Genomic DNA, 13,994 nt, shown 5'->3' with positions numbered 1-13,994 from the left:
ATAAAAAGAGAACGGGTAGAATTAGACGGTGGCGATTTCATTGATTTAGACTGGGGCTATGCCCCAATACAAAACTCAAAAAAAAATTGCGGTAATCCTTCATGGTTTAGAAGGAAATGGACAAAGGCAGTATATGCTTGGTATTGCCAAATATTTAAACCATAATGGTTGGGATACTGTATGAACCTTAGAAATTGCAGTGGCAAAATAAACAGACTGTATAAATCCTATAATGCAAAGGTTAGCGAAGATTTAGATCAAATCATTCGTCATATTCATACAAAATGTGCTTATTTAGATATATCTATATGTGGATTTATCTTAGGCGGAAACATCGTGCTTAAGTATCCGGGAAAGGATCGAGCCTTACCTGTAGAAATAAAAAGTGCTGTCTCCATTTCTGTTCCATGTGATCTTTATGATTCTTTATCAGGAATTAATACCCCAAAAAATTACATCTACCAACAACGATTTATTAAACATTTAAAGAAAAATTATATGATCGCCAAATTCATTTCCCTGATGTTTTAAGTAAATCAGATATTAGAAACTGTAAATCTATTCTAGATATCGATAATTTATAACCAGTCAAGCACATGGTTATAGAGATGCTCTGACTATTATTCAAAATGTAGTTCTAAACAATTCCTTAAAAACATACAAAAGCCTACCTTAATTTAAACGCTAAGAATGATTCTTTTTTAGGAGATCTTTGTTACCCTTTTGATGAGGCAAAGAACAATTCTAACTTATTTCTGGAAATCCCTGATGGAGGGCATATAGGTTTTTATCTACCTAATAAAATCTATTATAACGAAAAAAGAACCTTAGAATTTTTCGAGAAACCAAGTTAATATTAGGTAAATACCCCGAGGCAAGCCTCGGGGTATTTACCTAATAGAGAATAAAGAAGGGTTTTTCTTGCAACAAAGTTGCGTTTTTATTGTTTTAATGTTTTATACAGTAATTCTTTTCTCTTCATCGAAAAACTTTTTTTCATTGCGAATAATTTAATAAATTCGATTGTTTTATTTGAATTATTCAAATAAAACTAACTCAAACTAACTCAAACTCAATAAAAATGAAAAAAAGCTACAGAAGTCTTATTTCGTTAAAGGACTTTAATGGGCAAGTTTCGCCAAAATTAAATATAGGTATTGTTTCTGCAATGCTATTTTTATCTGGTGGGCTTTTCGCTCAGACTCCTTCGCAAAAGGCTAAGATCGTTCAACAAAGTAATTTGGTAAAATTAAATCAATTACAGATTGAATCAGCAAACAAAGCTGTATTACAAAAGAAAGAAGCCATAGCAGCTGCAAAAAAAAACGGATGGCAAGTTAAAATCGAAACACCAAATGGAGGTTTTGGAGAACTTCAAAAATTAGGACCAAATGGAGAACCTATTTACTATGTTACTTATAATGTAAGTGCTGCTAAATCAACTAGAGCAAATCACCTCAACTCAGGAGGTTCTCTAGGTTTAAATCTTGATGGTCAAAGCATGACTGCTCATGTATGGGATGGAGGACCTACAAGGCCCACTCATCAAGAGTTTGATGGACCGGGTGGAAACAACAGAGTTACTATTAGTGATGGTGTTACTACTCTTGTAAGAAATAGTAATCATGCGCAACATGTTACAGGAACTATAATGGCTTATGGAGCAAGTGCTAATGCAAAAGGTATGGCATCACACGCAAAAGCTAAAACATACGAATGGAACAATGACAAAGCAGAGGCAACTAGTGCTGCTGCAAATGGTATGTTATTATCTAATCATTCTTATGGTTATGGTGCCTCCCAAATACCAGATCAATGGTTTGGTGCTTATATTGATGAATCAAAAGATTGGGATCAGATTATGCATAATGCTCCTTTTTATCTAATGGTTGTTGCCGCAGGTAATGATGGAAACGATAATAGTTCTAATGGACAACCATTAAACGGGAACTCTTCTTATGACAAATTATCTGGACATAGCACCTCTAAAAACAACCTAGTAGTAGCTAATGCACAAGATGCTAATATTAGTGCTGATGGCAGCCTGATTAATGTTACTATAAATAGCGGAAGTAGTGAAGGACCTACAGATGACTTAAGAATCAAGCCAGATATTACAGGAAATGGAACACAGGTATATTCTAGTACAACTAATAGTGATAGTTCATACGACAGTTACACAGGAACCTCTATGGCATCTCCAAATGTGACAGGTACGCTTCTATTATTACAGCAACATTATAATAATATCAACTCCAACTATATGAAAGCTGCAACCTTAAAAGGGTTAGCACTTCATACTGCCGATGATATTGGTCCTTCTGGCCCCGATGCAGTGCATGGATGGGGGTTACTAAATGCTAAAGCTGCTGCTCAAGCAATTACTAATGCTGGAAGTACTTCTAAAATTGAAGAATTAACATTAGCCAACGGTCAATCATATACAATAACAGTAGAATCAGACGGAACCAATCCTCTATTAGCTTCTATTTCATGGACTGATTTACCTGGCACTCCTACTACAGCACTTAATTCTAGTACTGCCGTTTTGGTTAATGACTTAGATATTAGAGTTACAAAAGGTTCTACTACATATAATCCATATAAATTAACGAGTATTACTACAAATGCTACCGGAGATAATACAGTAGACCCTTTTGAAAGAGTAGATGTTGCCAATGCATCTGGCACATATACTATTACAGTAACAAATAAAGGTTCTTTGAGTGGTGGAAGCCAAAATTTTTCTCTTATAGTTACTGGAGTAACAGGAACAACTACTGCATGTACTGCTACTGTACCAACCGGAGTAACTACCTCTAATGCAGGAACTACTTCTGTTACTATTGGTTGGACAGCAGTTGCTTCTGCAACCTACGATGTAAGATATCGTCAAACAGGAACCACCTCATGGAGTACTTCTGCCGAAAGCGGAACTTCAAAAGTAATTTCTGGATTAACCCCTTCTACTTCTTATGAAGTGCAGGTAAGAAGTAAATGTGCAGATGGTACTACTTCTAACTATAGTGCATCTACCAATTTTACTACTACCGAGGACAATCCAAATCCGATAAGTTATTGTGCCTCTAACGGTAAAAGTGTCGCAGATGAATACATTAGTAGTGTAAAATTAGGAACTATCGATAACACTTCCTCTGCAGGAACAGGGGGATATAGTGATTTTACTTCAAAATCTACCAGTCTAGCAAAAGGAAACCCTAACACTATTACCATTACACCAACATGGACAGGAATAAAATATAATGAAGGATATTCTGTATGGATTGATTATAATCAAGATGGCGATTTTGCAGATAGTGGAGAACAAGTATGGACAAAAACAGCCTCTAAAACTACTCCTGTAAGTGGTAGTTTTACTGTGCCTGCAACTGCTAAAGAGGGAAATACAAGAATGCGGGTTTCTATGAAATACAATGCAATACCTTCCTCTTGTGAATCTTTCTCTTATGGAGAGGTAGAAGATTATACAGTAGTTATTACGAGTGATAGAGGTGGTACACTAACTACAAATAATATTGATGTAGCAGCTAATTATAGCGCAGCAGAACTTAGAAATACAGATCTTGTAATTTACCCAAGTCCTGCAAAAAGCTTTATCATGATCCAAATGAGTAGTTCTAACGCTGCGAGTTTTAGAATAGTTAACCAAATTGGTCAAATGGTAAAAAAAGGTATGGTTTCTGAAAAAAGAATAGAATTAAATGACCTTCCTTCGGGATTATACTTTGTTTCGGTTACTACCAAAAAAGAAACTATTACAAAAAGATTTATCAAAGAATAAATAACCAAGCATTAAGTATTTTTAATAAAACCCTCAAAACAGTTTGTTTTGAGGGTTTTTATAATTGCTATATTCTTCTAAAAAAACATACCTAATTTGAATATTCTTAAAAAAATGTTAACAAATAACATTGTTTATTAGATTATATTCATATATTCGTATTGTTAACAACAACTTCACACTTTACATCGCGCAAAATCATTTTAATACTTTGGCTTCTGTATTTTTTTAATATAGGTTTATTTTGTAATAAAAATATATCTAAGCAGAAAAATTTCTGCTTGCTTGCTGGTAATTATATAAAAAGGGAATAATTGAATTTTATCTGTTCTAAAACGGATTTGTTAATTCGCTTGTGTTGGGGGACACAAAAATATATAATTACTAAACCCTCTCGTTATATACCGACAAGAGGGTTTTTGCATTTTATTATTTTTTATAAAACAAAGTTAAAATGGTATTATTCATATCGTTAACTTAAAAATTTAAACTATTGATTTAGAGCTTATTAATGATGGAAGTAAAGGGGGTATTTTGCTTTTTCAGATATTTAATCCTCAAAAAGATGCAGCTTAACTTAATGACATTACCTGTATTATCCATATCGTTTTAGCTATGGTTTTATCATAGTATCCGTATAAGGTAGAAATCTATAAAATCAAGATCTTTAATTATACCTAACAAACCCTGAAATTATTACATAGTAAAAAAACAACTTTACATTTTTAGCATACTCTTATAGCTTATTTGGTATTGCATTTCAACAAGTCAATGTGATATCACAATATCTTTTTGACTTAATTTAACAACATTGTCTCGAAAACAAAATATGTTTTTCGGAATCATATCTTGTGAGCCTGGCTCTGAGGTTGTTAATTTTTTTATAAATCCTGTATGTCTGTTGTTTCTTACAATTTGTAACCAAAAAAACCATTGTAATGAAGAGGTATTACCGTAATTTTTTGAATAATTTTTGTGTTTAATTTTATATAAATTACTCTCAAAAAACGCTTCATAATAAAAATATGTCATTTCATAATGAAATTTCGACACTTTACGTAATCATTTAAAATTAACTATTTTAATGAAATATATTTATAGAACTATAACACAAACTCAACTTATTTTAAAAAAAACCTGATAAAATGCCATTTTTATAATGGCATCAGGGGTTTTTTTGATACTAATTTAAGGATACAAGTACGTTTTTAAATAAAGAGTTCAAAATTCAGCTGCTTTATTACTTATCCCGATTTATGAGTCAAATATCTACTATAACTTCCTAATGGTTCAAAAAAAATAACACACTTCAGTTATTTTTATATATTCTAAGTATCCATATCTGCCTTTAGTTTCATATCTATAATGCTGTTTAACACATAATCCTTGAAATTTTAAAAGCTAAAACTACAGCAACAATCTCATAGTCAGATCGAGAAGGTATGCTTACAAAAATTCTTGTTTTCTACATAAACCTCTTATTGACAGCCTATTATTGTACCCGTTTTCTTACACTCCCCAACTGGTCTTTGCTTTTTATTACTACGGTTTATGTTGTATACAGGGTATTTACTTACACTCATCGAAAACTTTTTCTCCATTAAAAATAATTCATCATTTTTGCACCAACTAACGCTATGTTCAATAATCAACTAACTCAACACAAATGAAAATAAATCACAAATCCTTCTTTTCAGAATAACAAATACTATTTCATATTTTAAAATCTATAGTCTAAAACAAACTATTTTAGCATCTACTATTATTTAAAATAACATCTGTAGCCAGGAACAAATTTATTGTTCTTAGCCAAAAAACCTTTACCCATTCCCCCTATAGTTTAAGGAAGTAGTGCTTGTAAAAGCTATTAATTCCTGATTGATCAAATACCTGAAAACTTAATCTTAATAACTATAAACACAAACAAAAAATGAAAAAACCACTTATTATTTTAATTGCACTAATTTGCTATATGGGGCATTCTCAATATAACTCGAGTGCCCCATGGATGGAAGGTTTGAGCCAAAACAAAAGCTCTTCAGGTACCGACATTCCTATAGAGTTTCAAAAAATAACCAATGCTTTTGATGCCTATTGGGAAAACAAAGATTATAAAAAAAAGGGTAGTGGATACAAACCTTTTATGAGATGGGAAGAATACTGGAAGAATTCTTTATTGCCCGATGGTACTATGTCAACCCCAAAAGACCTATGGAAAGCCTGGGAGGAAAAAAACAGTATGGTTTCCTCTTCTAAAAACGCGGCAGCAAGTTGGATTCCTATGGGTCCTTTTGATCATGAAGTAACAGGTTCCTGGTCTCCCGGGCAAGGACGTGTAAATTTTGCTATTGTAGATCCAAATAACTCAAATACATTTTATATTGGAGCCCCCGCAGGAGGAATATGGAAATCTACCGACAAAGGTGCCAACTGGACTTCTTTATCTGACAAACTCCCTCAAATAGGGGTTTCGGGTATCGCTATCGATCCTAATAACTCTAATACTATTTATATCTCAACAGGAGATGATGATGCTAGCGATTCTTATAGTATTGGAGTCCTTAAATCTACCGACGGAGGAAACACATGGGCAAAAACAGGTTTAGAATTTACAAATTCGCAAACCACCAGTAATGATATTTATATCGATCCTAATAACTCAAATACTTTGTGGATTGCTACAAGCGTAGGGGTATATAAAACTACTAATGCAGGAAATACATGGACCAGAACATTAACAGGAGATATAAAGGACATTAAACTTAAGCCGGGAAACTCTGGTGTTATTTATGCCGCTACAAAAGACTCTTTTTATAAATCTACAGATGGAGGAGCTAGCTTTACAAAAATCCAAAGTGGATTACCATCCAGTTCAGGAAGGTTTGTAATCGAAGTTACTCCTGCTAATCCTGACTATGTATATGTCTTAAGTGCCAAAGACAGAAATGCAAGCTATGCTTTTCAAGGTTTATATCGCTCTACCAATAGTGGAGACAGTTTTACTAAAACTTTAGAAACTACTAATATTTTTGAATCAGCTCAAGCTTGGTATGATTTGGGTTTAGCAGTTTCAGACACAAATGCTAATACCGTTTTTGTAGGATGTATTAATGTATGGAAATCTACAGATGGAGGAGACAACTTTTCTGTGATTAACGATTGGGCAAGACCTCAGCAAGCAACATACACACATGCTGATATACATTTTTTACGATATTATAACGGAAAACTGTTTTGTGGTAGTGATGGAGGAGTATATTTATCTGAAAATAACGGAGGAAGTTTTACAGATTTAACCAAAGGATTACAGATTGGTCAGTTCTATAGAATATCTGTTGCCCCAAACAGTAGCTCTAATAATATTGTAGGAGGATTACAAGATAACGGAGGATATGCACGTAACGGAAATACATGGAATAATTATTTTGGTGCAGATGGAATGGATTGTGCAGTAAGTGGTACAGATCCAAACACCTATTATGGATTTCTACAAGAAGGAGGTTCTCTTTATAAAACCACAGATAGAGGACAAACACAAACCACGATTGCCAGAGGACCTGAAAAGGGAAATTGGATTACACCTTTAGTCTCTGACAAAGATGGAAATATTTATGCCGGATATTCAAGCTTTTATAAATTGAATAACTCTTCTTTCAAAAAACAGGGTACCTTTAATTTTGGTGGTAATCTGGATCATATCGAAGTTGACCCATCTAATACAAACAATATCTATGCTTCCAGAAAAAAGGATTTATACAAAAGTACTGACAAAGGAGTAAACTGGACAAAAGTTCATACTTCTGCTACAGATATTACTTCTATAGAAGTACATAATGACAATAGCAATATTATTTATATATCTACCAGCGGATATTCTTCATCAGGGGTTTCTAATGGTGTTTTTAAATCCACAGATCAGGGATCTAATTTTTCTAATATTACCGGTAATCTGCCTAGTGAAGCTAAAAATGTGGTACGCCACCAAAAAGGTACCGAAACTATTTATGTAGGTACTTATTTGGGGGTATACTATAAGCAAGGAAATAGTGATTGGGAGAATTACTCTCAAAACTTACCTAATGTTTCTGTTCGGGACTTAGAAGTTAACTATAAAGATCAAGTATTATTAGCAGCCACTTTTGGAAGAGGTGTCTGGAAAGTACCTCTTGCAGGATCATCCACTACAGATACACAAGCTCCTTCTGCTCCTGCAAGTCTAACAGCATCTAATGTAACGAAAACTACGGTTGATTTATCCTGGGCTGCCTCTACAGATAATGTTGGAGTAACAGGATATGATGTATATCAGGATAATGCTGTTATTGGTACAATAACCACTACAACATATCAAGTTACAGGTTTAACAGCCAATACAGCATATTCTTTTAAAATTAAAGCCAAAGATGCAGCAGGAAACATATCCGATTTTAGCAATACTGCAACAGTTACTACGAGTAGCGATACTAATCCAACAAACTACTGTGCCTCTAATGGTAAAAGTACCACAGATGAATACATAAGTAATGTAAAAATAGGAACTATTAATAAAACATCTGCTGCAGGAACCGGAGGATACAGTGATTTTACTGCAGAATCTACCGGATTGTCCAAAGAAAGTTCTACTTCTATTACTATTACTCCTACATGGACCGGAACCAAATATAATGAAGGATATAGTGTATGGATTGATTATAACCAGGATGGTGATTTTGATGATGCCGGAGAACAGGTTTGGACAAAAGCTGCTTCGACAACAACTCCTGTAAGCGGTAACTTTACTGTACCTGCAACTGCAAAAGATGGAAGTACAAGAATACGGGTTTCTATGAAATATAATGCAATACCTACTGCTTGTGAATCTTTTAGTTATGGTGAAGTAGAAGATTACACTGTTGTTATTGGTGGATCTGGTAGTGGTGATGGAGATACTCAAGTACCTTCTGCACCTTCTGCATTAAAAGCTTCTAATATAACTGAAACTTCTGTAACACTATCCTGGGAGGCTTCTACAGATGATACCGGAGTAACGGGCTATGATGTTTATCAAGGAAACACAATCAAAACTTCTGTTTCCGGCACCACTGCCAATATTACCGGATTAACAGCTAATACTACATATCCATTTAGTGTTAAAGCTAAAGATGCGGCAGGAAATGCATCTGCGTCTAGTACTGTTCTGGAGGTAACTACAATTAATAATTCGGATCCTTGCGCAGGAGTTGCTCCATACAGTTCTGCTATAAATTATCAACCGGGAGACAAAGTAACTTACCTGGGTAATCTTTATGAGAAAACAGCTACTGGATGGACGCATCTGGGATCTTGTGGTACATCTGCAAGAAATACTACTTCTATTCCTGATAACAGTAATGCCTTGGAGTTTTATCCTAATCCTGTAACCGAAGGATATATAACGGTAACCGTAAATAATGATTTATGGAAATCAGGGACTATATTAGTTATAGATGTAAAAGGGAATATTGTACAAGAAATTAAACTTAAAAATCAAGAGACCAGAATAAACACCTCAAAATTTGCCAGTGGAAACTATTTTGTAACTCTTTTTAATGGCGCTAAAAGCTATAGTAAGCAAATGATTATAAAATAATCAATAAAACAAGTTCCTAACAAAAAATGGCGCAGACAACATATAAAAAATGTTGCTGCGCTATTTTTGTTATACCACTTAAAATCTGAATTTACCTTAATAGAATATTCTTAAAAAGATAGCTTCTTTTAATTATAAACTATATTCTACACCAAAAACATGTATATTTTCTGTCTCAAACAATTTTTAGGACATATTTTATATACCCCTCTTATCCTATTTCATTCATTTTCAATATTTTTATGGTAACTAACGTAAACTCACTTAAAAATGAAAGAAATTAATCTCCATACCTTTTCTGTAATGGTATACAAGTTTGGAAACTCTGAAAAAACACATTTTAAATAGTTTTAAAACAAAAACTATTTACTAATGTAGAAAAATAATTTTCTATACCCTTAAATTCTCAATCAGGAGGAGTAACCTTTTGTACACACTAAATAAATTTTTATTAAATCCATACTTAAGAAATCTTTCTTCTTTATTCTATAGATGATTACAAGGGTTTGTATTGTTTATACAGACCTGTTTTTCTATATCTCTATGGGATACAGAAAAGAATAAAAAATTAACTCTTAAAACACACAAACAATGAAAACAAACATTAATTTTTTAAAATCCTATATCCCATGGATATTCACTTTGTTTTTTATATGCATTATTTTTAAAACACAAGCACAAGAAAAATACTATCGGATAGTTTTTGAAACCAATAAAGAACAGCTAGAGTCTTTACAAAAAAAGGGATTAGACGTAGATCATTTTCATTTTGAAAAAGGAAAAGCTACTGCAGAAATCTCTCATAGCGACCTTAAATTACTTAAAGAAAACAAGGTAAAGCATAAAATATTAATTCGTAATCTATCTAAACGAATCCCTAGAATAAATAAGAGAACTGATAAAAGTAATGCCCGAAAAGCAGCCAAATCCAATGCTCAAAAAGTACCTTCTCCAACAAATTTTTCTTTAGGTAGTATGGGGGGATTTCATAAGCATGACGAAGCTATTGCTGCCTTAGATAAAATGAGGCAATTATACCCTCAGCTTATCACTGTTAAATCCTCTGTAGGGACAACTGTACAGGGAAAACCCATTTATATGGTAAAAATAAGTGATAATGCCGATACCGATGAGAATGAAGATGAAATGCTTTTTACCTCTATACATCATGCAAGAGAACCTATTGGTCTCTCTCAAAATCTTTTCTTCATGTGGTATCTTTTAGAAAATTATAACTCGGATCCGGAAATTAAAACACTCGTAGACAATACCGAATTATATTTTATACCTATTATCAATCCCGATGGATACATCTACAACCAACAAACCAATCCTAATGGAGGAGGGTACTGGAGAAAAAACCGACGCAATAACGGAGGTAGTTATGGTGTGGATCTAAATCGTAATTATGGATACCAGTGGGCAGCTCCGGGAGGCTCCTCCTCCGATCCTAATCAAGATTCTTACCACGGTCCTTCTAAATTTTCAGAGCCCGAAACACAAGCTATCAGAGATTTTACAAATCAACATAATTTTGTAGCTGCACTTAACTATCATTCTTTTAGTAATCTTTTAATTCATCCATGGGGATATAAAGCAAATACATTTACCCCGGATCAAAGCACATTTGTAAAAATGTGTACTTATATGACCGAAGAAAACTCCTATACCTATGGTACTCCAAATCAAACTGTAAATTACACCGCAGGAGGAAGCTCTGATGACTGGATGTATGGAGAACAAAGTTCTAAGCCTAAAGTATTTGCTATGACTCCAGAGGTAGGCTCATCTAACGATGGTTTTTGGCCGGCTTCCAGCAGGATTATTCCTTTATGTAATGAGGTTTTTCCTTTTAATCTGAAAATAATGCGAATGGCTGCTAAATATGCCAAAGTAACCCCTTCTAACATAAATCAAACTGTTACTACAACAACCGGATCGGTAGAATATTCTATAAAACGTTTTAGCCTTAAGCAAGCAACCTGGACTGTTAGTTTATCTTCTAACTCTACACATATAGCCTCTTTGGGACAACCAAAACAATATAATAATATAGCCTTTTTAGGTACAGAAAATGGCAGCATCAATTTTGAATTAAAAACAACTACTCCATCAGGCACACAAATCCCTGTTACTGTTACTATAAATAATGGCTCTTGGGAGTATACTACCAATGTTACTGTTACTTACAATGGTGGATCCGCAAACTGTACTGCAACCGTACCGGGATCTGTTACTTCCTCAAACATAACTGCCACTACTGCTTCTGTTAATTGGGATGCTGTACCTAATGCAACTTATGATGTAAGATACCGCCAAACAGGAACTACTTCCTGGATTACTTCTGCAGAAAACGGAACTTCTAAAATTATTTCCGGATTAACGGCTTCTACAAATTATGAAGTACAAGTAAGAAGTAAATGTACTGATGGTAGTGTATCTAATTATAGTGCCTCTACTACTTTTACTACTACTAATGGCGACCCTAATCCAACAACCTATTGCGCATCTAATGGCAAAAGTACCGCAGACGAATATATAAGTAATGTAAAATTAGGGACTATTAATAAAACGTCTGCCGCAGCAACCGAAGGATACAGTGATTTTACTGCAGAATCTACGGGATTATCTAAAGGAAGTAACAACACTATAACAATCACCCCAACTTGGTCGGGAGCTGTTTATAATGAAGGGTATAGTGTATGGATAGATTATAACCAGGATGGAGATTTTACGGATGCCGGAGAACAGGTATGGACAAAAGCTGCCTCCAAAACAACTCCGGTAAGTGGTAGCTTTACTGTTCCTGCAACTGCCAAGGACGGAAACACAAGAATGCGGGTTTCTATGAAATACAATGCAATACCTTCCTCTTGTGAATCCTTTAGTTATGGTGAGGTCGAAGATTATACTGTAGCTATTAACAGTATAGGTGGTGGTAGTGATACCCAAGCACCTTCTGCTCCTACTGGATTAACAGCTTCTAATGTAGCGCAAACTACTATAACCTTGTCCTGGAGTGCTGCTACAGATAATATCGGGGTAACCGAATATGATGTTTATCAAGGAAACATAATCAAAACTTCTGTTTCTGGCACCACTGCCAATATTACGGGATTAACAGCCAATACCACATATTCCTTTAGTGTTAAAGCTAAAGATGCAGCAGGAAACGTATCTGTTCCTAGTACTGTTCTGGAGGTAACTACAGTTAATAGTTCGGATCCTTGTACAGGAGTTGCCCCATACAATTCTTCTATAGATTACCAGCCGGGAAATAAAGTAACTTATCTGGGCAATCTTTATGAAAAAACTGCTACGGGATGGACAAACTTAGGACCTTGTGGGGCATCTGCAAGAAGCACTTCTTCAACATTAGCAAAAAATGCCCTGGAGTTTTACCCTAATCCAGTGGCGGGAGATTTTATTACTGTAACTGTGCATAATGATTTATGGAAATCGGGTACTATATTGATTATAGATGTAAAAGGAAATATAGTGCAAGAGATTAAACTTAAAAATCAAGAGACCAGAATAAACACCTCAAAATTTGCTAGTGGAAACTATTTTGTAACTCTTTTTAATGGTGCCAAAAGTTACAGTAAGCAAATGATTGTAAAATAATAAACAAAACAAATTTGTAGTAAAAAATGGCGCAGCCAACATATAAAAATGTTGCTGCGCTTTTTTTAGCTGCTTTATGCAATCAATAACCTTGTAGTCCGCTTACAAGGCATGCTTCTGAAAAATATATTTTGTTTTTGAAATAGCGTCGTTTATATTAAAAACTCTCAAATAGGGTTAATACTTTTATAAAAAGATTTGTAAATTCTAACAGAATCTGTATCTTTATGTACTTCGTAGATGCATTGTTATCCCACTTCATATTTTGAAACTATTCCTATAAAAGAATAGGTTCTTTTTAAATACTTTATGTTTTAATTTAATATTCACACTACAAAAAAACCAAAAAAATGATTGCACCTTCCATAGAAAAACTACTAACAGTAATGGATCAAAAAGGATACAGGGTTTATAATACTCCTACTATAGATTGGAATCTTAATATCGTAGGGATCCGAAACAAAAGCCTTGTTCCTGATAAGTTTGATGATACTCTGGTAGTTTTTCATAATTTTTTAAACCACTGGCACGTTTCGTACTACCCAATAACTACAGATCCAAGTATTTATTATTTAAAAAAGCCTTTGCACCCAAAAGGAACAGCTATTTTGCTGGAGGGACAATATAAAGGGGTTTATGAAATCGACAAACACAACAACAAATATTATGCGTTATGCCAAAGATTGGGTGATGTTTCGGTATATAGGGATAACGATAAAAACGGGACATTAGAACTAAATCCTGCAACTATTCAAACCGGTAAATTTGGTATCAATATACATAAAGGTCCAAAAAACGGAAACTGGGGGATAGACAACAACCCTGCATATTCTGCAGGTTGTCAGGTTTTTGCAGATTCAAGACATTTTAAAGAGTTTATGGATAAATGTTATAATGGACAAAAAGCTTTTGGAAATAAATTTACATATACCCTTCTTAATCAAAAGGATCTGGAATAAT

At 34.0% G+C, this 13,994-nt stretch carries 6 protein-coding genes; all 6 read left to right on the top strand.

Annotation, left to right across the window (positions count from 1 at the left end):
- The first annotated feature begins 58 nt into the window (after positions 1 to 58).
- The 6 genes from ACZIYX_RS07495 to ACZIYX_RS07470 all read left to right on the top strand — a co-directional run bounded on the left by ACZIYX_RS07495 (position 59) and on the right by ACZIYX_RS07470 (position 13,993).
- Positions 59 to 184 carry a hypothetical protein gene (locus tag ACZIYX_RS07495; RefSeq protein ID WP_462681593.1) on the top strand — a complete coding sequence of 42 codons (126 nt, stop codon included), beginning with the start codon at positions 59 to 61 and terminating at the stop codon, positions 182 to 184.
- Complete coding sequence (locus ACZIYX_RS07490; RefSeq protein WP_462681592.1) at positions 181 to 531, top strand: hypothetical protein; 351 nt, start codon at positions 181 to 183, stop codon at positions 529 to 531. The genes ACZIYX_RS07495 and ACZIYX_RS07490 overlap by 4 nt, the downstream gene beginning before the upstream one ends.
- A gap of 550 nt (positions 532 to 1,081) precedes the next feature.
- On the top strand, positions 1,082 to 3,802 hold the full coding sequence (locus ACZIYX_RS07485; RefSeq protein WP_462681591.1) for a GEVED domain-containing protein: 2,721 nt from the start codon (positions 1,082 to 1,084) through the stop codon (positions 3,800 to 3,802).
- 1,930 nt (positions 3,803 to 5,732) lie between these two features.
- Positions 5,733 to 9,410 carry a VPS10 domain-containing protein gene (locus tag ACZIYX_RS07480; protein ID WP_462681590.1) on the top strand — a complete coding sequence of 1,226 codons (3,678 nt, stop codon included), beginning with the start codon at positions 5,733 to 5,735 and terminating at the stop codon, positions 9,408 to 9,410.
- A gap of 591 nt (positions 9,411 to 10,001) precedes the next feature.
- Entirely contained in the window at positions 10,002 to 13,034 is a 3,033-nt protein-coding gene (locus tag ACZIYX_RS07475) for a M14 family zinc carboxypeptidase (RefSeq protein ID WP_462681589.1), read from the top strand.
- A gap of 350 nt (positions 13,035 to 13,384) precedes the next feature.
- Positions 13,385 to 13,993, top strand: coding sequence for a hypothetical protein (locus ACZIYX_RS07470; protein WP_462681588.1), 609 nt, complete (start codon positions 13,385 to 13,387; stop codon positions 13,991 to 13,993).
- Position 13,994: the final 1 nt, after the last annotated feature.

This window comes from Aquimarina sp. (assembly GCF_977115655.1).
This window is presented reverse-complemented; position numbering and strand designations above follow the sequence as displayed.

What these genes read in the sequence shown, in the direction of transcription:
- ACZIYX_RS07495 (WP_462681593.1), top strand. Translation starts at nt 59, where the DNA reads ATGCCCCAATACAAAACTCAAAAAAAAATTGCGGTAATCCTTCATGGT.
- ACZIYX_RS07490 (WP_462681592.1), top strand. Translation starts at nt 181, where the DNA reads ATGAACCTTAGAAATTGCAGTGGCAAAATAAACAGACTGTATAAATCC.
- ACZIYX_RS07485 (WP_462681591.1), top strand. Translation starts at nt 1,082, where the DNA reads ATGAAAAAAAGCTACAGAAGTCTTATTTCGTTAAAGGACTTTAATGGG.
- ACZIYX_RS07480 (WP_462681590.1), top strand. Translation starts at nt 5,733, where the DNA reads ATGAAAAAACCACTTATTATTTTAATTGCACTAATTTGCTATATGGGG.
- ACZIYX_RS07475 (WP_462681589.1), top strand. Translation starts at nt 10,002, where the DNA reads ATGAAAACAAACATTAATTTTTTAAAATCCTATATCCCATGGATATTC.
- ACZIYX_RS07470 (WP_462681588.1), top strand. Translation starts at nt 13,385, where the DNA reads ATGATTGCACCTTCCATAGAAAAACTACTAACAGTAATGGATCAAAAA.